Below are 20,828 nucleotides of genomic sequence, written 5' to 3'. Positions count from 1 at the left end.
CTATCAGTACTTTGTAACTCTATAACAATATTTTTTAAGGGGGGACATTTTTATGTCAGAACGTAAACTTTTCACGTCTGAATCAGTATCTGAGGGGCATCCAGATAAGATTGCAGACCAAATTTCAGATGCTATTTTAGATGCTATTTTAGAGCAAGATCCAGAAGCTCACGTGGCTGCGGAAACAGCTGTTTATACTGGTTCCGTGCATGTCTTTGGTGAGATTTCAACGACTGCTTATGTGGATATTAACCGTGTGGTTCGTGATACCATTGCAGAGATTGGTTATACTAATACGGAATATGGATTCTCTGCTGAGACTGTAGGAGTACACCCATCTTTGGTGGAACAATCTCCTGATATTGCCCAAGGGGTTAATGAAGCCTTGGAAGTTCGTGGAAATGCAGATCAAGATCCACTTGATTTGATTGGAGCTGGAGACCAAGGTCTCATGTTTGGTTTTGCGGTGGATGAAACAGAAGAACTCATGCCATTGCCAATTTCACTCAGCCACAAGTTGGTTCGTCGTTTGGCAGAGCTTCGTAAGTCTGGGGAAATCAGCTATCTTCGTCCAGATGCCAAGTCACAAGTTACTGTTGAATACGATGAAAACGACCGCCCAGTGCGCGTGGATACAGTGGTTATTTCAACTCAACACGATCCAGATGTCAGCAATGAACAAATCCACGAAGATGTGATTAACAAGGTCATCAAAGAAGTGATTCCAGCTTCTTATCTAGATGAGGAGACTAAATTCTTCATCAACCCTACTGGTCGCTTTGTTATTGGTGGGCCTCAAGGAGACTCAGGTTTGACAGGTCGTAAGATTATCGTGGATACTTATGGTGGTTACTCACGTCACGGTGGTGGTGCCTTCTCTGGTAAGGATGCCACTAAGGTAGACCGTTCGGCTTCTTATGCAGCTCGCTATATTGCCAAAAACATTGTAGCAGCAGGTCTTGCTAAGAAAGCAGAAGTGCAATTGGCTTATGCCATTGGGGTTGCTCAACCTGTCTCTGTTCGGATTGATACCTTCGGTACGGGAACAGTCGCTGAAAGTAAGCTTGAAAAAGCAGCACGTGAGCTCTTTGATCTTCGTCCTGCAGGGATTATCCAAATGCTAGATTTGAAACGTCCAATCTATCGTCAAACAGCGGCTTATGGCCATATGGGACGGACAGATATTGACCTTCCATGGGAACGTTTGGACAAGGTAGAAGCCTTGAAAGAAGCTGTAAAATAATTAGTTGAAATGGAAAAGTTAGGGTCAAGTTGATCCTAGCTTTTTTTCGTTTTGAAAATTCCTACAGATGGAAAAATAGGTCAATCTGTGGTATAATAGATGCAGTATTTTGAATACGTTGTCCCTTTTATTTCCGTTACCAAAAACGATAGTAAAAGGAAAAAAGACTTGAAAGAGCTAATAAATTATTAAGATGAAAAAAATTGTAATAAATGGTGGTCGCCCTCTAAAAGGAGAGGTGACCATTAGTGGTGCAAAAAATAGTGTAGTAGCCCTGATTCCAGCGACCATTCTGGCGGACGATATCGTGACCCTAGATGGGGTACCGGATATCTCCGACGTGGCGAGTCTGATTGAAATCATGACCATCATGGGCGCTAAGATCGAGCGCAAAGAAGACAGTTTGATCATTGATCCACGTGGGGTGAAGAATATGCCTATGCCATTTGGAAAGATCAATAGCTTGCGAGCTTCCTATTATTTCTATGGTAGCTTGTTAGGACGTTATGGTCAAGCAACTGTTGGACTACCTGGAGGGTGTGACCTTGGACCACGTCCGATCGATTTGCATTTGAAGGCCTTTGAAGCAATGGGAGCCGCTATGACCATGGATGGCTCTAGTATGAAACTTGCGACTGATGGCAAGCCTCTTCAAGGAGCAAATATCTATATGGATACTGTTAGTGTCGGTGCAACGATCAATACGATTTTGGCAGCGGTCAAGGCTGAAGGTCGGACAGTGATCGAAAATGCTGCGCGGGAACCTGAGATTATCGATGTGGTAACCTTGCTCAACAACATGGGAGCCCATATTCGGGGAGCAGGTACGGATATCATAATCATTGATGGTGTTCCACAATTGCATGGAACGAGACATCAGGTGATTCCAGATCGCATCGAAGCTGGAACCTATATTGCCCTTGCAGCTGCTATTGGAGAAGGTATCCAGATCAATAATGTCCTGTATGAGCATTTGGAGAGCTATATTGCCAAGTTAGAGGAAATGGGTGTGCGCATGACCATTTCTGAAGATAGCATCTTTGTAGAAAAGCAGACGGGCTTGAAGGCGATCCAGATTAAAACGTCTCCTTATCCTGGTTTTGCGACTGATTTGCAACAACCGATCACACCTTTGCTCTTAACGGCTGCAGGACGTGGGCGCATTGTTGATACGATTTATGAAAAACGGGTCAACCATGTGCCAGAATTGGCTAAAATGGGAGCCACCATTTCGACCTTAAACGACCACATTATCTATGAAGGGCCAAATCAATTGACAGGATCCAGTGTGAAAGCGACGGATCTTCGAGCTGGTGCGGCTTTAGTGATCGCCGGTCTCATGGCTTCTGGAACAACAGAAATTACAAATGTGGAATACATCCTTCGCGGGTATTCAGATATTATTCATAAATTGACCCAACTTGGAGCAGACATCCAGTTGGTAGAGGAATAGTGACAGAACTTGGGATCTGATAGTGGCGGCTGGATACACGAACAATGGAGTTTGAAATGAATATTTGGACGAACTTAGCTGCCTATTCACTAATTGAAACACAAAGGTTGTATTTACGACCTTTTCTCTTTGAGGATGCGGAAGATTTTTATAAGATTGCTTCGAATCCTGAAAATTTACAATTTATCTTCCCTGCACAAGCCGATCTTGCTGAAACTCAATATGTACTAGCCAACTATTTCATGAAAAATCCTTTGGGGGTTTGGGCGATCTGTGATAAGGAAACCAATCAGATGATTGGCTCCATCAAGTTTGAAAAGTTGGATGAAATTAAGCGAGAGGCTGAGTTAGGCTACTTTTTACACAAAGATTTTTGGGGAAAGGGTCTGATGACAGAAGCGGTCAAAGAGTTGGTCTCTCTATCGTTTGAAAAATTTCAACTGAAGGAGCTTAAGATTGTCACCCATGTTGAAAATGCAGGGAGTCAAAAGGTTGCTTTGAAGGCTGGTTTTCGTCTCTTTCGTCAATTCAAAGGGAGTGACCGCTATACGCGTAAAATGCGCGATTATTATGATTTCCGCCTAGGTAGAGGGGACTTCTATGAGTAAACACCAAGAGATTTTAGACTATCTCGAAAAATTACCGATTGGAAAACGGGTCAGTGTCCGCAGTATCTCCAATTTTTTGAATGTCAGTGATGGGACGGCCTATCGTGCCATTAAAGAAGCTGAAAATCAAGGAATTGTCGAAACGCGTCCTAGAAGCGGGACCATCCGTGTCAAATCGCAAAAAGCTGTACTAGAGCACCTGACTTATCGGGAAATTTTAGAAATCACCGGTTCTGAAATATTAGCTGGTGAAGAGGGACTCGAAAAAGAATTTAATAAATTTTATATCGGTGCCATGACAGAAAAGCACGTCCTTGACTATGTGTCTGAAGGGGGGCTTTTGATCGTGGGTGACCGCACTAGCATCCAACGATTGGCTCTTAAGCATGACAATGCGGTCTTAGTGACGGGTGGCTTTGAAGTGAGTGAGGATGTGATTGATCTGGCCAATCAGGTACAAATCCCAGTCATCCGAACTTCACACGATACCTATACCGTCGCGACCATGATCAATAAGGCTTTGTCTAACATGCAGATCAAGACGGATATCTTGACAGTCGAGCAGGTCTATCGGCCCTTCCATGAGTACGGCTATCTTTCTGAGACGGATACGGTAAGGGATTATTTAGATTTGGTTCGAAAGAATCGCTTTAGTCGTTTTCCGGTTGTCAATCAGCACCAGATGGTAGTGGGAGTCGTAACCATGAGAGATGCTGGAGATAAGGCGCCTCAGACGACCCTTGATAAGGTGATGTCACGGACCATTTTTACCACTAATTTGTCCACCAGCATTGCGACGATTAGCCAACGGATGATCGCTGAAGATTATGAAATGATTCCTGTTGTTCGTAATAACCAGACCTTGCTGGGAGTTATTACGCGTCGGGATGTCATGGATCGGATTAGCAAGGTGCAGTTTTCGAGCTTACCAACCTTTAGTGAGCAGATCGGTCAAAAGATTCAGACAGAGAACGACCATTACCAATTCACAGTGGAGCCAAGTATGCTGGAGAAAAGCGGTGTTTTGGCCAATGGGGTCATGATCGAAGTGCTGATGAAGATTATTCGCAAGATGATGCAACACAGTGGGCGTAGCTTGATTGTCGAACAGTTGATCATCAATTTTTTACAGGCTGTGCAGGTGGATGATGTGATCCGCATTGAACCACAACTAGTTCGACGAACCAGACGTTCGGCCTTGGTTGATTTTAGCTTGTATTTAGATCTGCAGCTAGTTGCGAAAGCAACCATTACAATTAAGATTAATTAAACAAAAAGAAATGAGGAGACAATGATTACATTAAAATCACAACGTGAAATTGAAGCCATGGATCGTGCAGGTGATTTCCTTGCCAGTATCCATATTGGATTACGTGACTTGATCAAGCCAGGGCTTGACCTATGGGAAGTAGAAGAATATGTCCGTCGTCGCTGTAAAGAAGCCAATGTCTTGCCGCTTCAAATCGGTGTAGAAGGTAGTCTCATGGACTATCCTTATGCGACTTGCTGTGGTTTGAATGACGAAGTAGCCCATGCTTTTCCACGTCATGTCATTCTCAAAGATGGTGATCTCCTCAAGGTAGACATGGTCTTATCAGAACCGCTTGATAAATCTGTTTTGGATGTATCGAAATTAGATTTTGACAATGTGGCGCAAATGAAGAAATACACTGAGTCCTATACTGGTGGCTTGGCGGACTCTTGCTGGGCTTATGCGGTTGGAAATGTTTCGCAAGAAGTCAAAGATTTGATGGACGTGACCAAAGAATGTCTCTATAAGGGAATTGAGAAAGCGGTCGTTGGCAATCGCTTGGGAGATATTGGTGCAGCGATTCAAGAGTATGCAGAAAGCAAAGGCTATGGCGTGGTGCGTGATTTGGTCGGACACGGTGTCGGGCCTACCATGCATGAAGAACCAATGGTCCCGCATTATGGTCGTGCTGGACGCGGTCTTCGCTTACGTGAAGGGATGGTCTTGACGATTGAGCCAATGATTAATACCGGTACTTGGGAGATTGATACAGATATGGAAACTGGTTGGGCCCATAAGACCCTCGACGGTGGACTTTCTTGTCAATACGAGCATCAATTTGTGATTACAAAAGATGGTCCAGTGATCTTGACTAGTCAAGGTGAAGAAGGAACATACTAAAAAATAGAGAGGAAAGAATGGAGCTGAAGGCAAGTGTCTGGTTTCGCTCTTTGCTCTTTTTTAGTAAAATGGGGAGGTGACGAATGAAAAAGGTCCTACAAAAAGTACTGGGACAGCCATTTATAAAGGGCTTCGTGCGGTTTTATCAGAGTGCAGAGTCTGATATCACCAGCATTGCGGTGGCTTATTATTTGCTGATCTCCATTTTCCCTTTGATGCTGATTGCAGCCAATATTTTACCCTACTTTCATATTCGTCCTACCCAAATTCTTTTGAGCTTACAAAAAGTCTTGCCAGCCTCCTTATATCGAATAGTGGCACAGATGATTTCGAGTGTCTTGACCAAACCGTCAACAGGCTTACTGAGTTTTTCGATTGTTTCTGCTTTGTGGATCTTCTCTCAGAGCATTGCCTACCTCCAAAAAGCCTATAACAAGAGTTATGGGGTGGAAAAGGAGCGTGGTATTATCTGGGGGCGACTCTTTAGCTTTCTGATCAGTTTTGCCTTGCAGGGTTTGTTTGGACTCTCGCTGATCCTTTCCATGTTTGGGAAAATGATCGTTCGTTATCTCTATCAGACCTTTTCATTTGATCGGACGATTTATGTGCGCTTACTGAATTTGACAGAGCCGACCATCTACCTTTTGCTTTTTGTCAGTCTGGTCTTGCTCTATTACACCCTTCCAAATGTCAAAATTCCAAAATTTAGATATGTATTGCCAGGGGCGACCTTTGTTGTTGCTGTCCTGTATGCGATCTTGAATATCTTTTGGAAATATGTGGATCGTTATGTGAGTCATTTCTTAGATGCTCGTTTCTTCGGTTCGGTCGTCCTAGCGGTCATCATGTTCTGGTTCATCTTGGTGGCAAAAATCATGATTATTGGTTGTATTTTAAACGCCAGTATCCAATTTGCCAGAGAAGCCAAGTTCCAAACGCGCAGTGGAGAAATTGTCTCTAAGTTAAAATCAGAAGAAGTGGACTTTCGGCATAGAGAAGCTTCACAAAAATTAAAGCGTCGGTTACGCTTGATAAAAAAAGAAAAAACGGAATAAGGGAGAGTGGGACAGAAATCGGTCATTCGTTAGAATTCGATTTCGTCGTCCCACCTCCGCACAGTTGAGTAGGGCTGTAAAAGCTGATGGGATCAGCGTAGTAGAGCCCACTCAACCACTGCGTCTTGCTCGACAATTCAAAAATAATTGAGAGGCTAGGACTTTTGTCCCAGCCTCTTTTTTTCTTATCTATTTTTATTGCATTTGCAATAAAAATGTGTTATGCTATTGTCAATAGGAAAGGAGGAGTGAGATGAGTATTTTGCGTGAGATAGGCATCATTGCGCGAGCACTGGATTCTATATCAAATATTGAATTTCGAGATTTAGATTTGGCGCGTGGTCAATACCTCTATCTGGTGCGAATTGCCGAGCAACCTGGAATGATTCAGGAAGAACTCTCTGAGCTCTTAAAAGTCGATCGCTCAACTGTTGCCCGATCCGTAAAAAAACTAGAAGAACGAGGAATGATTCAACAGCGTCCAAGGGGTGAAAACCTTAAAATCAAGGAATGGGAATTAACTGAAAAAGGTAAGCAGATTTACCCCTTCATTTTAGGGGAGCATCTTTACTCTGAAAAAACTGCCTTAAAAGGATTTTCCAAAGAAGAAGTCGCACAGTTAGAGGAGTATCTGATCCGAGTTCGTGAGAATATCACCTTGGATTGGGAGCAAGTCAAAAAAGGTCAAAAAAGACATTATAGTGAGGTAAAGCAATGAAAGTGACAGTCGATCAAGCATTTTGGGATTTATTTCCAACATCTAGAATTACAGTGATGTCCTTGTATGGTATTGATAATACAGTAGATGAAGCCAAGGATCCTTATTTCAAAGAATTGTTGGACAAGGGTGCCAAGAGAGCATTGGAATTTATCGATGAAGAAAACTATACCCAGAGTGAGTTCGTTCAAGAGTGGCGCCAAGCTTTTAGCAAGTTTAAAACAAAAAAAGGAGCCCGATCTTCCATCGAGGCGCTCTTAAAACGGGTTTACCAGGGACGTGAATTCTATCCGATTAATCCTTTGGTGGATCTTTACAATAGCGTGTCGATGGCTTATGCCCTTCCTTGTGGGGGAGAAGATATGGATAAATTGGTGGGTGGCCTCTCTCTAGGTCAAGCGAAAGGAGGCGAACCTTTCTTTCCATTAGGAGCTGACGAAGATGCGCCAGCTTTGGAAGGGGAGATCATCTACTACGACCAAGAAGGCGCCGTTTGCCGTTGCTTGAATTGGCGTGAGGCTCAAAGAACCATGCTAACTGAAGATACCAAGGACGCTATTTTGGTCATTGAAGCCATCAACGAGGAGCAGGCCAAACGGGCCCAAACAGCCATGCAGGAATTGAAAGATCTAGCTAAGGATTATTTTGGGGTTGAAGGCACCATCTATCAATTAAGTGCAGAGCATGCAAGTATAGAAGTTTAAAAGAATAAGGCTTGAAACAATCGTTTCAAGCCTTATTTTTGTTTTTAAAGACAAAGAGTTTACTAAAGACGTAATTGAGGACCACAATGGCCACTTGTGCAAAGAGGGTTTCAATCAGATTGATTTGACTCTTGTTATTGTTGACAAATTGCCCGATAATTCCTGGGAATTGCTTGACAAAAATCTCAGTCAAGGCCATATCTAGAATAAAGGTCCCAGAGCGCGCAATTGCAAATCGAATCAAGCGCTGAAACCAGCCCTTTCTTTCTTGTTTAAAGACAATGGTATCGTTGGTCGCAAAGGCAAAGAGGATCCCAGCGATGTTTCCAATCGCGGTCGCTAATCGTTCATCACGAGACACTTGATAGATGAAGAGGCGGGTTCCGACGGAAACAATGGTTGTGGCAACCCCAAAAAAGAGATAGGATAAAATTTCATTATCAAAAAATTTTTTAATTAGTATTTTCATAAATTCAGTCTACCATAAAACCTCAAAATATGCTATACTTGAAAGGTTGAAGAAATCAAACCTTCAACCCTTGGTGCTTAAGATCCTTTCGCCAAGCATATTACACGCGGGAAAACCGCTAAAGGAGAATAGATGAAACAGTTAACTGCTCGTGATATGGCACAAATTGCCATTGTTGCTGCGATTTATATCGTATTGACCATTACCCCACCTCTTAACGCTATGGCCTACTATGGCTATCAATTCCGCGTTTCGGAGATGATGAATTTCTTAGCCTTCTACAATAAGAAGTATCTGATTGGGGTGACGCTTGGTTGTATGATTGCTAACTTATTTAGTTTTGGATGGATCGATGTCTTTGTTGGTGGAGGTTCAACCTTTGTCTTCCTAGGACTTGGACTTATTCTATTTGGTCGGTTCAAAAACAAGTTCGTATTCAACGGCCTTATTCGGTTAGACCATTTCTTGTTTGCGATTTTCTTTTCCATCTCCATGTTTACGATTGCCTTGGAACTTTATTACCTTCAAGGCCAACCATTCTTCTATAACTGGTTGACCATGGGATTGGGCGAATTTGCATCCTTGATTTTTGGAGCGATTGTCATCAATCAACTTTCTAAACGGATCGATTTTACAAAATAAGAAAAGGGAGCTTTGGCTCCTTTTTTTCATGCTAAGAATGCAGTAAATTCAAGGCTAAATTAAGATTTTATGATAAAATAAGAACATGAAAACCAGAATGAAAGAATTAGTGGAATTACTCAATCGATATGCTTACGAGTATTACACAAAAGACGCTCCATCTGTTTCAGATAGTGAATATGATCAATTATATCGGGAGTTGGTGGAACTAGAAACCGCTCATCCAGATGAGATCTTACCAGAGAGTCCAACTCACCGTGTAGGTGGGGTGGTTTTAAAAGGCTTTACCAAATACCAGCATCAGTATCCCCTTTATAGTTTGCAGGATGCTTTTTCGCGTGAAGAATTAGAAGCCTTTGATCAGCGTGTCCGTAAGGAATTTCCTTCTATCAGCTATGTATGTGAGCTGAAGATCGATGGCTTGTCCATTTCCCTTACCTATGAAAATGGTGTCCTCGTAACGGGCGCAACACGTGGGGATGGTTCTGTCGGTGAGGATATTACAGAGAACCTCAAGCGGGTCAAGGACATTCCTTTGGTGTTACCAGAGCCAGTGAACATTACAGTTCGAGGCGAGTGTTACATGCCACGGGCTTCCTTTGATCGGGTCAATCAGATCCGTCAAGAAAACGGCGAGCCTGAGTTTGCTAATCCGCGGAATGCTGCAGCAGGAACCCTTCGCCAATTGGATACGAAAATCGTGGCCAAGCGAAATCTCGCGACCTTCTTGTATCAAGAAGTGAGTCCGACGGATCAAAGCAGTCAGGAAGGCGTGCTTGAGAAATTAGCCCGCTTAGGGTTTGTCGTGAACCAAGAGCGAGTGCTGGCTGAGGATATGGAGCAAATTTGGGACTTTATCCAAAAAGTAGCTCAACTTCGAGAAGATCTTCCCTACGATATCGATGGGATCGTCATCAAGGTCAATGACCTTGCTGTTCAAGAAGAGTTAGGTTTTACCGTTAAGGCTCCTAAATGGGCTGTCGCCTATAAGTTTCCAGCTGAAGAAAAAGAAGCGAAAATCCTATCGGTGGATTGGACGGTTGGACGGACCGGTGTTGTGACGCCAACTGCCAATTTAACTCCAGTCCAGCTAGCAGGAACCACTGTTAGCAGGGCAACCTTGCACAATGTGGACTATATTGCTGAAAAGGATATTCATCAGGATGATACCGTCATCGTCTACAAGGCGGGTGATATCATTCCTGCGGTCTTGCGTGTTGTCAAAGATAAACGGGTATCTGATCAAGCATTAGCCATTCCAACTCATTGTCCGAGCTGCCAGAGTGAGTTGCTTCATTTTGAGGATGAGGTGGCTCTTCGCTGTATCAATCCACTCTGTCCAGCACAGATTAAGGAAGGATTGAACCACTTTGCAAGTCGGGATGCTATGAATATCACAGGCTTGGGTCCAGCTGTTGTAGAGAAACTCTTCGCAGCTCAGTTGGTAGAGGATGTAGCTGGGATCTATCGTCTGACAGTCGAGGATCTATTGACCTTGGAAGGCTTTAAAGAAAAATCTGCTGAAAAACTCTATGAAGCCATTCAAGCTTCAAAAGAAAACTCAGCTGAGAAATTACTCTTTGGTTTGGGGATCCGCCATGTCGGTAGCAAGGTTAGTCAAATCTTGCTCCAAGAATTCCATGACCTTGATCAATTGGCTACAGCTGATCCAGAACGGATTGCCAGCATTGACAGTCTCGGTATGGTCGTGGCTGAAAGCCTCAAGCGTTATTTCGCACAAGAAGGATCCAAGTGCCTATTGCAAGAGCTCAAAGAAGCTGGAGTCAATCTGTCTTATCTTGGTGAGAAAGTCGCTGCTGATGCGGCCCTATCAGGAATGACAGTCGTTTTGACTGGGAAGCTAGAGCGACTCACGCGTTCAGAAGCCAAGGCAAAATTAGAAAGTCTGGGCGCTAAGGTGACTGGATCGGTTTCCAAAAAAACAGATTTGGTCGTTGCTGGTAGTGACGCTGGTAGCAAGTTAACCAAAGCACAAGAATTAGGAATCCAGGTAGAAGATGAGGCCTGGCTTGAAAGTTTATAGAGGATCTTTATGGTAGAACGAATCAAAAAAGCCCGTTTAATTTATAATCCGACCTCTGGGCAAGAAATTATCAAGAAAAATATTGCGGAAGTCTTGGACGTACTCGAAGACGTGGGCTATGAAACCAGCGCTTATCAAACGACTCCAGAACCATTTTCTGCCCAAAATGAAGCAGAAAGAGCCGCAAAAGCAGGCTTTGATTTAATCATTGCTGCTGGTGGAGATGGTACGATTAACGAAGTGGTCAATGGGGTTGCAGGTCTGGAAAATCGTCCGCAGATGGCCTTTATCCCGACCGGTACCACCAATGACTATGCGCGTGCCTTGAAGATCCCGATGGGAGATCCTGTGGCAGCTGCCCGCATTATAGAAAAAAACCAAACCATTCAAATGGACATTGGTCGTGCCTATGGTAGCAAGTATTTCATCAACATTGCTGCTGCAGGAACCATGACAGAATTGACCTTCAGTGTTCCAAGCAGTGTTAAGTCTCGCTTGGGTTACTTTGCCTATGTGGCTGAGGCAGCTAAAATGTTGCCGCGAAACAAGGCTCGTAAGGTACGGATTGAGCATGACAATGGTGTCTTTGAAGGGCCAGCGTCTATGATTTTTGTGGCTCTTACCAACTCGATTGCTGGCTTTGAAAGTGTCGCGCCAGATGCTAAGCTTGATGATGGGAACTTTACCTTGATTATCGTAAAAACTGCTAAGCTCTTTAACATGTTGTCATTGATGATTCAGGCCATCAATGGGGGCAAACATGTGCACGATGAAAATGTAGAATATCTCAAGACCAAGAAGTTGACGATTGAAATGTTAGGAAAAAATGCTCAACCATTCCGCATCAATCTAGATGGGGAATACGGAGGAGATACTCCAGTTGAATTGGAAGTCTTCCATAATCATTTGGAATTCTTTGCAAATATTGATGAAATCAACAACGATGCTTTGGTTCACCCATCTGAAGAATAAAAACAAATAGTTGGATTCCATTACGTGTTTTACGAGGAATGGTTCCTTCGGTATTAAATTGGAAATAGGAAAATGTTATGCGACAATACCATGTAAAGCTTCATTTTCATAAGCAAAAAGGAAATTATTTTGCCTATGATATGTGGCAGTGGCAGGATCAAGTAGAAGGAAAATCAGTCTCTTTCTCCAAGTTGGATTATTTTGGAGTAGAGGGAAATCTGGTATACGAGAGTGAGGATGCCTTGAACCGGGGCCATGTCCTGGTTAAAGAAGGGGATTGGCTCACCAAGACCCGTGATTTTGAAATCGAACTCTTACCAGAAGGGCATGTTCGAGAAGTGTGGATTCTCGATGGAGACGATACAGTCTATTATTCTTTGCAAGCTGCTTTGACGAGTCATGCATACAGCCATCGTCAGCCTCATGCCTACGATATGGCGATGCGCCCTAGAGAGTTTGATGCTAAATGGGCGTATCAAGGCTGGCTCGGCCATCGTGAGGAAGAAGGGGAGCATTGCTTTAAATTGTGGGCTCCTACCGCTAAGAAAGTTGAATTGTTGCTTTATCAATCAACCGAGCTGGATGCGCCTATCTGGAAAACTATTCCGATGACGCGTGGCAAACAAGAGTCTAGCTACCACCCAGAAAATACCCATGGTGTTTGGATTTTAGATTTTTTAGGAAATTTAAGTGGCATGGCTTATCAATATCGTGTCCATTTTGAACACCATACTCAAGTGACGCGCGATCCTTATAGTATTGCAACGACAGCGGACGGGATGCGCTCTGCCATTCTTTCAAGAGCAGATCGTCAGTTTGATTGGGGCACTATAAAAGGAGCCGATGCGACTCCTTGGCGCTTGGACAATCCTTGTCAAGCAGTGATCTATGAGATGCACCTTCGGGATTTGACCAAGTCACCGACATCAGGTGTGGACGAGTCTTTGCGTGGGACCTATCTGGGGGCTTGCCAAGAAGGAACCGTCAATAGCCATGGCGATGTGACTGCCTTTGATTATATCCGTCAGTTAGGGGTCAATGTCGTGCAATTACAGCCGATATCTGATCGCTATAAACAGTACGATGAAGAAGGTCGTGTGACCTACAATTGGGGTTACGATGTTCAGAATCATTCTGCACCAGAAACCAGTTTTTCAACAGATCCATCCAATCCCAAACAAACCATGAAAGAGCTTAAAACTATGATCCGGGCTTATCATGAAGCTGGGATTTCTGTAGTCATAGATGTGGTCTACAATCATACCTACTCAACGGAGCATGGTCCTTTCCAAAATACAGTTCCGGATTATTATTACCGGATGGAGCCAGATGGGCGCTTCCAAAATGGGACAGGTGTCGGTAATGAGACGGCAAGTGAGCATGAAATGTATCGCAAGTACATGATTGATTCCCTTACGCACTGGGTAAAAGAGTACCAGATCGATGGTTTCCGCTTTGATTTGATGGGCATTCATGATGTGACGACAATGAATGCTATTCGGGAGGCGATGGATGCTCTGGATCCACGCATTCTTCTTTACGGAGAAGGTTGGGACATGGGAACCGGTCTCGCACCAGAGGACAAGGCTAAGAAAGACAATGCGGCGCAATTGCCACGTATTGGATTCTTTAACGACACGGAGCGCGATGCTATTAAAGGAGCTGAGGTTTATGGTTCCATCAAACGTGGCTTTGTCAGCCGAAAATCAACAGAGAATATCGTTGCGCGTGCTGTCCTAGGTAGTGCGGAGCTGGGTCATTATTTAAGTCCGAATCAGGTTTTGAATTATGTGGAGGCTCATGACAATTATAATCTCTATGACTTGCTTCAGACCCTCCATCCAAATGAAGAAGTAGCAGGCTTGGTCAAGCGCTCAGAGTTGGCTACGGCCATGAACCTGCTCTTCCAGGGTATGACCTTTATGCAATTGGGGCAAGAGTTTATGCGGACTAAATTGGTAGCGACAGGTCCTGATGGAGAGATCACACCTTTGGATCGTGAGCGGGCCATGAATTCCTACAATGCTCCAGATTATGTGAATCAGGTTAATTGGGATCTGGTCAGTCAAAACAAGGAATCAATTGCCTATATCCGAAGCTTGATCGCCTTGAAGACAAGTCTTCCTGTCTTAGGACTTGAAAGCTATGATAAAATCTACCAACAAGTCTTTATTCAATCTGCAACTGATACCAGTGGCCTTGTCATCTATGAATTAACAGGAGACAAGAAGTACTTGGTCATCTTCAACGCCAGCGGACTTCCATATTACCTCCAAAATTCAAATAAATTGAAATTGATGGTTGGGAATAGTCGTCATAAACGACCATTCTACGTGGAGAATTTAACAGCTTCTGTTTTTGAAGTCCTAGATGAAGGTAAAGCGTAATCTTTTTAAAGAAATCACAAAATCCCTGAGTTTTTAAACTCAGGGATTCTTTTTATTTAGAAGAACTGCTACTGGTCTCTGTTGAGGAAGAACTATCATCTTCTGGGTGCAATTCTTTATAAGTTGGTGCCTTGAAGAGATCAACGGTAGACTGGTTGCCACGTTGGTTATAAAGGCTGGTTGATTTGTCACCTTTTTCCTTTTCAATCTTCTTCAATGCCTTGAAGGAATTGGTGTAGGAATAATCTTCTGGATTGACTTTTCCAAGATCATTGCCTTTGAAGAAGCGAAGGAGATCACCGGTCTGGATGCTATCGCTAATCTTCAATTGCAGGTTAGCAGCTTCCCTAATCTTATCCAGTTCTTCCTTGGTTTTTTCGTCTGGGTTGGTGATTTCCTCACCTGTTTTGGTGTAATAGGTCCGGCCACTATAGCTCGTATACTCTGGAGTTACAAAGTAGTTAGCGGAGCGGAAGGCGACGATTTGATCATGTTCTGGAGAGAGCATATCTTGACCAACTTGGAGGAATTTATTGGATTCAATGCCTAGCAAATGTTCCAAGGTTGGGAGCATATCAATTTCGCCACCATAGGTATCAATGATGCCACCCTTATCCATACCTGGAATAACTACCATATAAGGTACGCGTTGCAACATGGCATTGTCATAACTTGACCACGTTTCAGAGTTCTTACCAAGTAGAGGAGCAAGAGCTGGGTTGCGGGAGTTTGAAATTCCGTAGTGGTCCCCATAGAGAACGATGATGGAATTTTTGTAAAGACCAGATTCTTTCAGGTAATCAAAGAAGGCCTTGATCGAAGAATCTAGGTAGTTAGCGGTCGCAAAGTAGCCATTGATGGTTTCGTCCTGAGTCTTAGCTAGAGGAAAGCCAAGATCATCTCCTGACAGGCTGGTCGTATAAGGATAGTGGTTGGAAACCGTAATGAACTTCGTATAGAAAGGCTGTTGCAATCTTTCTAGGTATTTGATGGAATCCTTGAGCATGTATTTGTCATTAAGACCATACTGGAAGGAATTGCTGCTGTTTTGTTTGGTGAAGTAGCTGGCATCAAAGAAGTAATTGTAGCCCCATTGTTTATAGGCGGTATTTCGATTCCAGAAACTTCCAGCATTCCCGTGGAAAACAGCGCTCGAGTTGTAACCATTTTTTGAAAGAATAAATGGTGCAGCCTGTTGGGTATTGGTTCCACCATAGTTCACCATAAAGGAACCTTGGTTGAGTCCGAAGAGGCCTGTTTCAATCATGGTCTCAGCATCAGACGTTTTCCCTGCCTTGACTTGGTTAAAGACATTTGAAAAGGCAAAGGTTTCTTTCGAGTGGTAAAGTGAGTTTAAGAAAGGTGTCACTTCATATTCTTTATCGTCTACTTTCAACTTGTAATCGATCAAGAATTGTTGGAAACTTTCCAAGTGAATGTAGATAACATTACGGCCTTTGGCCATTCCAAAGTACTCAGGATTAGGCTTTGCATAATGCTGTTGGATATATTCTTCCACCGGTTTTAAATCTGCTTCGGAGGCTTTGGAACGTTCTTTGTTGGCAGCATAGGTCTGGTTAGCACTGTAACCTAGAAAGGCTGGTAAGCCTAGGGCACGAACGACATAGTAGTTTGAGAACCCACGAGTCAAGAGCTCAGGTCGGTCAATTTCTGCGAGGAAAAGGTTGGCCGAAAAGAGCATGGCCGATAAAGAGGTAACCGCAAAACTAGCTCGTTTATTGAAGGGACGATTGTCCATTCGAATCCACTTCTTAAAGAAGAAGAAAGCGAGAATAGGGAAATCTAGAATGTAGATCACATCCCAAGGTCGGAACAATTCTAAAGCAGCAGCTCCGAGACCGGCAGAAACCTTGCTGGAAGCCAACATGGTATTGACCGTTACGAAGTCTGTAAACTCTCGATAATAGATGGAATTGGAAATCAACCAAATAAATAAGAGAAGGTAGATCCCAAAGGCCAAACTATAAAAGAGCTTGGTTCGTTTGATATAGAGTGCTAGACCGATGAAGAGCAGACTGATCGGCAATGGGTTGATCACTGCTAGAAAAATCTGATAGGGTCCTTGAATGTCTAAATTAAAATCAACTGAATAGGCCCACATGGTTTTGAACCAGTAGAGCAACAGAAGGGTCAAGACAAATCCTAGTCTGGTACTCATGAAATTGAGTATCGAATTCGTAATTTTTTTCACAAAATGTTACTTCCTTGTCTTATTTCCTAAAAATTTTCATATACAAGTATACCACAATTTTATGGAGAAAGAAAAAAATGACTGTAAAGGAGATGAAAGAAATAGGAAAGATCCGGCATTTTATATCATTTGAAGCTAAATGATGAAAGCTAGGATAAAACGGTAAAAAAAGTTCCAGTAAATAAAGCCTCTCTTTGTGAAAACTGCAGACTTTTGCTATAATAGAGGGTATGAAAAAACTCACAGTCAGTCGCCAAGTCGCAACAAAAATCAAACAAGGACAATCTCTTCTTGAAAAGCAAGATTTTGACTCACTTCCTGCTTTGGATCAAGCGGTTCAATTGCTTTCAGGAGATGGACAATCCCTAGGAGTCGGATACTTATCTGAACAAAATAAAGGGATTGGATGGTTTGTTTCACAAGAGTTGGTCGCTTTTGATCAAGACTTTTTTAAAAAGCTTTTCAGTAAGGCCAAGCAATACCGTCGTTCTTATTATGCGGATGAAACGACGACCGCCTTTCGTCTTTTTAACCAAGAGGGAGATGGTTTTGGTGGCTTTACGGTTGACTTGTATGGTGAGTTTGTTGTCTTTTCTTGGTACAATCCCTTCGTATTTCAGATCAAGGAATCCATTCTAGCGGCCTTTCAAGAGGCTTTTCCAGAAGTTCGAGGCGGCTATGAAAAGATTCGCTTTAAAGGATTAGATTATGAATCGGCTCATGTCTATGGAGAAGAAGCTCCGCAAGAATTTTTGATTCTTGAAAATGGGGTCTCTTACCAAGTCTTTCTCAACGATGGTTTGATGACGGGGATCTTTTTGGATCAGCATGAAGTTCGAGGTAGCTTGGTAGAGGGCTTAGCGGCCAGCAGGTCCTTGCTCAATATGTTCTCCTATACAGCAGCCTTCTCTGTGGCTGCGGCAATGGGTGGGGCAGTAGAGACGACTTCGGTCGATCTGGCTAAGAGAAGTAGAGAATTATCAGAAGCGCATTTTGTGGCAAATAGCTTGGCGCTGGATGCTCATCGTTTTGTCGTGATGGATGTCTTTGACTATTACAAATATGCCAAACGCCATGACCTAAGCTATGATGTGATCGTGCTCGATCCGCCTAGCTTTGCGCGGAATAAAAAACGGACATTTTCAGTCGCTAAAGATTATCATCGATTGGTCAGCGAGGCTCTTGAGATTTTAAATCCAGGTGGGACCTTGATTCTCAGTACCAATGCGGCAAATGTCAACAAAGAAAAATTTAAAAAACAAATCGAAAAGGGATTTCAAGGTCGTAAGCATCGCTATGTAGCGGAATACGGACTTCCGGGAGATTTTCGATGGAACAAGAAAGAAGAAAGTAGTAATTACTTAAAAGTATTTACGATTAGGGTGGATGTATGAAGTTAGTTGTTTCGATTATGCCTCGCTCCTTAGAAGAGGCGCAACAACTAGATAGTTCGCGTTACGAGGATGCAGATGTCATTGAGTGGCGTGCGGACTTTTTAGAAAAAAGCGAGATCTTAACTGTTGCTCCTGCAGTTTTTGAGAAATTTGCTGGACGCGAGATTTTATTCACCTTGCGGACTCGAGCTGAAGGCGGAGAGATGGAGCTGACCAACGAGGAATATGTTGGGATTCTGAAAGATATTCAATCCATCTATCATCCGGATTATATCGATTTTGAGTATTATAGTCACCGTGAAGTCTTTGAAGAGATGTTGGAATTTTCAAATCTTGTTCTCAGCTACCACAATTTCCAAGAGACACCGGAAAATATGATGGAGATCTTATCGGAATTGACCAGTTTTTCTCCAAAATTAGTCAAGGTATCCGTTATGGCCCACAATGAACAAGATGTCCTTGATTTGATGAATTATACGCGTGGTTTCAAGACGTTGAATCCTGAGCAAGAGTATGTCACCATTTCCATGGGTAAGATCGGGAAAATTTCACGTTTGACAGCTGATTTGACAGGCTCTTCTTGGTCTTATGCTAGAGTTGGAGAAGAAAGTGCTCCAGGTCAAATCCCTCTTGAAAATATGAGAAGAATTCGGGAGTTATTGAATGAAGATTGATGGCTATACTCGGATGGCAGCAGTCATTGCCCATCCTATTCGTCATAGTATCTCTCCTTTTATCCATAATCTAGCCTATGAATTAACAGCGACCAATGCTGCTTATCTAGCTTGGGATATTGCTGAAGAAGACTTAGAAAGCACCATCAGCCAAATTCGTAAGTTGGATATGATTGGAGCCAATATCTCCATGCCCTATAAGCAGAAGGTCTTTCCTTATCTAGACGAAGTGGATGGGATGGCCCGAAAGATCGGCTCTGTCAATACCATTGTTCACCGTGATGGCAAGCTTAAGGGCTATAATACGGATGGGATTGGTTTCTTTCGTAGTTTACCTCCAGCTTTCTCCATTAAGGGAAAAACAATGGTTCTCTTAGGGGCAGGTGGTGCAGCTTTAGCGATTATTGCACAGGCCATTCATCTAGGTGTAAAACGAATCCTTGTCTTTGTGAGAGAGGAGAGATTGGTTCATTATCGTTCAATCGTTCAGTTGATTGAAGATGGCTTTGATTTTTTGATAGAATTGTATGCGATTGAGAAAAATGAAGACGTTCAAAGCTCCTTTAATCAAGCCGATCTCATCTTAAATGCCACTGGTGTTGGGATGGATGGTCAGTCTCTTCCGATAGCGAGTCACTTGACGTTTCCCCCACATGCCTTAATCGTAGAGATGGCCTACTATCCAGCAGTGACCCCCTTTCTGCAATTAGCGGTGAATCAAGGAAATCAAAGGGTAAATGGGCTAGGAATGCTCTTTTATCAAGCTGAAGCAGCCTTTGAATTGATGACTGGGAAAGTATTTCCTACAGAGTCTGTATGGGAAGCATTGACAACAGAATATCACCAATTTGTATGTGACTAAGAGAGGGTTTTACCTTTTCCTATTGAAAAAGCTTTATGAGATTAGAACAAGAACTGATTTTTAAAAAAACAGTCTTGCTCTAGTCTCTTTTTCATTTTGTTTGAGACATGTGCCTTATTTCATGATAAGATAGAATGAAAGAATAACACGAAGGAGATCCCTATGAACGTATCGGTACCTATTCCAGGACATTCCTATGAGATTGTGATTGAAAGAGGTGGTCTCAACCAGGTTGGAGACTGGCTGCGCACTCTTTGGGGCGATAAAAAAGTCGCTATCATTTCAGATAACCGCGTGGCTAAGCTATATGCCTCTATCGTAGAGAAGAGCCTTGAGAAAGCTGGTTTTCAAGTGGTGCGCTTTGAGTTTCTTCAAGGGGAAGCCAGTAAGAATTTGACCACTGTTTCAAAAGTTTATGACTTTCTAGCTGCCCAGGGTATGACACGTAGTGATGGAATCGTTGCTCTTGGGGGTGGCGTAGTTGGTGATTTGGCTGGCTTTGCGGCCTCGACTTATATGCGGGGAATTTCCTTTGTTCAGATTTCGACTAGCTTGACCGCCCAGGTGGACTCTTCTATCGGTGGAAAGACTGGAGTCAACACAGCCTTTGCCAAAAACATGGTGGGCACCTTTGCCCAACCGGACGGTGTGTTCATTGATCCTGAAGTGTTAAGCACGTTGGGACACCGTGAATTGATCGAGGGGATGGGCGAAGTCATCAAGTATGGCCTCATCCAAGATACTGAACTCTGGGAAGAATTGGAAGCCATGGATGGTTCCAGCGAGAGTATTTTAGAGCATGCAGAGAGCATCATTTCCCATTCTTGCCTGGTGAAGCGAGACCATGTGGTGGCAGATGAGTTGGACAATGGTATTCGACTGTATCTCAATTTTGGGCATACTATTGGACATGCTATTGAAGCGACAGCTGGTTATGGGCAGGTTATGCATGGAGAAGCCGTCAGTATGGGCATGGTGCAGCTCTCCCGAGTTGCAGAAGAAAAGGGCTTGATGCCAAAAGGAATCAGCCAACAAATCGAAGAAATGTGCCGGAAATTTGGCCTTCCGGTGACCTATGAGAACTGGGATAAAGAAGCCCTTTATCAAGCCTTGACTCATGACAAAAAAGCGCGTGGGACGAACTTGAAATTAGTAATTGTTCCAGAGTTGGGGCAAGCAGCGATTCATCAAATCCCTCTTCAAGAAATGAAGGACTTTTTAGAAAGAAAGGAATAAGGT

General features: G+C 43.2%; 18 protein-coding genes and 1 riboswitch. Of the genes, 16 read left to right on the top strand and 2 right to left on the bottom strand.

The genetic code is table 11. The features are described 5' to 3' along the window. The first annotated feature begins 52 nt into the window (after positions 1-52). From metK to O3646_RS03390, 8 genes are all read left to right on the top strand, one after another. A complete protein-coding gene (gene metK, locus O3646_RS03425) occupies positions 53-1,243 on the top strand; it encodes a methionine adenosyltransferase (protein WP_049490932.1) in 1,191 nt (396 codons plus the stop codon). A gap of 193 nt (positions 1,244-1,436) precedes the next feature. Continuing rightward, positions 1,437-2,696 carry a UDP-N-acetylglucosamine 1-carboxyvinyltransferase gene (locus O3646_RS03420; protein ID WP_049471988.1) on the top strand — a complete coding sequence of 420 codons (1,260 nt, stop codon included), beginning with the start codon at positions 1,437-1,439 and terminating at the stop codon, positions 2,694-2,696. 56 nt (positions 2,697-2,752) lie between these two features. Next, a complete protein-coding gene (locus tag O3646_RS03415) occupies positions 2,753-3,304 on the top strand; it encodes a GNAT family N-acetyltransferase (RefSeq protein WP_371610547.1) in 552 nt (183 codons plus the stop codon). After that, positions 3,297-4,574 (top strand): CBS-HotDog domain-containing transcription factor SpxR, encoded by a 1,278-nt coding sequence (gene spxR, locus O3646_RS03410; RefSeq protein ID WP_003006721.1) that lies wholly within the window; start codon positions 3,297-3,299, stop codon positions 4,572-4,574. The genes O3646_RS03415 and spxR overlap by 8 nt, the downstream gene beginning before the upstream one ends. 21 nt (positions 4,575-4,595) lie before the next feature. Beyond that, on the top strand, positions 4,596-5,456 hold the full coding sequence (locus O3646_RS03405; RefSeq protein ID WP_049474762.1) for a methionyl aminopeptidase: 861 nt from the start codon (positions 4,596-4,598) through the stop codon (positions 5,454-5,456). 83 nt (positions 5,457-5,539) lie between these two features. Then, on the top strand, positions 5,540-6,511 hold the full coding sequence (locus O3646_RS03400; RefSeq protein WP_371610546.1) for a YihY/virulence factor BrkB family protein: 972 nt from the start codon (positions 5,540-5,542) through the stop codon (positions 6,509-6,511). A gap of 253 nt (positions 6,512-6,764) precedes the next feature. Further along, positions 6,765-7,229 (top strand): MarR family winged helix-turn-helix transcriptional regulator, encoded by a 465-nt coding sequence (locus O3646_RS03395; RefSeq protein WP_371610545.1) that lies wholly within the window; start codon positions 6,765-6,767, stop codon positions 7,227-7,229. Next, positions 7,226-7,933: a B3/4 domain-containing protein gene (locus O3646_RS03390; protein WP_371610544.1), complete on the top strand. Its 708-nt coding sequence runs from the start codon at positions 7,226-7,228 to the stop codon at positions 7,931-7,933. The genes O3646_RS03395 and O3646_RS03390 overlap by 4 nt, the downstream gene beginning before the upstream one ends. Before the next feature lie 25 nt (positions 7,934-7,958). Here O3646_RS03390 and O3646_RS03385 read toward each other — a convergent pair whose 3' ends face one another. Continuing rightward, positions 7,959-8,402: a GtrA family protein gene (locus O3646_RS03385; RefSeq protein ID WP_003006737.1), complete on the bottom strand. Its 444-nt coding sequence runs from the start codon at positions 8,400-8,402 to the stop codon at positions 7,959-7,961. 28 nt (positions 8,403-8,430) lie between these two features. Continuing rightward, a riboswitch (PreQ1 riboswitch) is annotated at positions 8,431-8,537 on the top strand. Between O3646_RS03385 and O3646_RS03380 the strand changes: the two genes are divergently transcribed. The 4 genes from O3646_RS03380 (at position 8,535) to pulA (ending at position 14,447) form a co-directional block, all read left to right on the top strand. Then, complete coding sequence (locus O3646_RS03380) at positions 8,535-9,044, top strand: QueT transporter family protein (RefSeq protein ID WP_049474757.1); 510 nt, start codon at positions 8,535-8,537, stop codon at positions 9,042-9,044. Its footprint overlaps the riboswitch before it by 3 nt. Positions 9,045-9,129: 85 nt before the next feature. Beyond that, the gene (gene ligA / locus O3646_RS03375) at positions 9,130-11,088 is read left to right on the top strand and encodes an NAD-dependent DNA ligase LigA (RefSeq protein WP_368385310.1); all 1,959 of its coding nucleotides are present in this window, start codon (positions 9,130-9,132) and stop codon (positions 11,086-11,088) included. 9 nt (positions 11,089-11,097) lie between these two features. Beyond that, on the top strand, positions 11,098-12,060 hold the full coding sequence (locus O3646_RS03370; RefSeq protein ID WP_003006748.1) for a diacylglycerol kinase family lipid kinase: 963 nt from the start codon (positions 11,098-11,100) through the stop codon (positions 12,058-12,060). A gap of 77 nt (positions 12,061-12,137) precedes the next feature. Further along, positions 12,138-14,447 (top strand): type I pullulanase, encoded by a 2,310-nt coding sequence (gene pulA / locus O3646_RS03365; RefSeq protein ID WP_371610543.1) that lies wholly within the window; start codon positions 12,138-12,140, stop codon positions 14,445-14,447. A 52-nt stretch (positions 14,448-14,499) separates the two neighbouring features. Here pulA and O3646_RS03360 read toward each other — a convergent pair whose 3' ends face one another. Further along, the gene (locus O3646_RS03360; protein ID WP_049497311.1) at positions 14,500-16,659 is read right to left on the bottom strand and encodes an LTA synthase family protein; all 2,160 of its coding nucleotides are present in this window, start codon (positions 16,657-16,659) and stop codon (positions 14,500-14,502) included. Positions 16,660-16,889: 230 nt separating this feature from the next. On the opposite strand from O3646_RS03360, the gene O3646_RS03355 reads away from it, so the two are divergent. The 4 genes from O3646_RS03355 (at position 16,890) to aroB (ending at position 20,825) form a co-directional block, all read left to right on the top strand. Then, positions 16,890-18,053: a class I SAM-dependent methyltransferase gene (locus tag O3646_RS03355; RefSeq protein ID WP_371610542.1), complete on the top strand. Its 1,164-nt coding sequence runs from the start codon at positions 16,890-16,892 to the stop codon at positions 18,051-18,053. Further along, the gene (gene aroD, locus O3646_RS03350) at positions 18,050-18,727 is read left to right on the top strand and encodes a type I 3-dehydroquinate dehydratase (RefSeq protein ID WP_049489247.1); all 678 of its coding nucleotides are present in this window, start codon (positions 18,050-18,052) and stop codon (positions 18,725-18,727) included. Before O3646_RS03355 ends, aroD begins: the two co-directional genes overlap by 4 nt. Continuing rightward, positions 18,717-19,589, top strand: coding sequence for a shikimate dehydrogenase (aroE, locus tag O3646_RS03345; protein WP_371610541.1), 873 nt, complete (start codon positions 18,717-18,719; stop codon positions 19,587-19,589). Before aroD ends, aroE begins: the two co-directional genes overlap by 11 nt. Positions 19,590-19,751: 162 nt before the next feature. Further along, on the top strand, positions 19,752-20,825 hold the full coding sequence (aroB, locus tag O3646_RS03340; protein ID WP_371610540.1) for a 3-dehydroquinate synthase: 1,074 nt from the start codon (positions 19,752-19,754) through the stop codon (positions 20,823-20,825). Positions 20,826-20,828 lie beyond the last annotated feature (3 nt).

The sequence above is a fragment of the Streptococcus sp. 27098_8_148 genome (genome assembly GCF_041432105.1).
Classification (GTDB): domain Bacteria; phylum Bacillota; class Bacilli; order Lactobacillales; family Streptococcaceae; genus Streptococcus; species Streptococcus parasanguinis_AE.
Note: the sequence above shows the minus strand (reverse complement) of the source record. Positions and strands in the feature narration are given on the sequence as shown.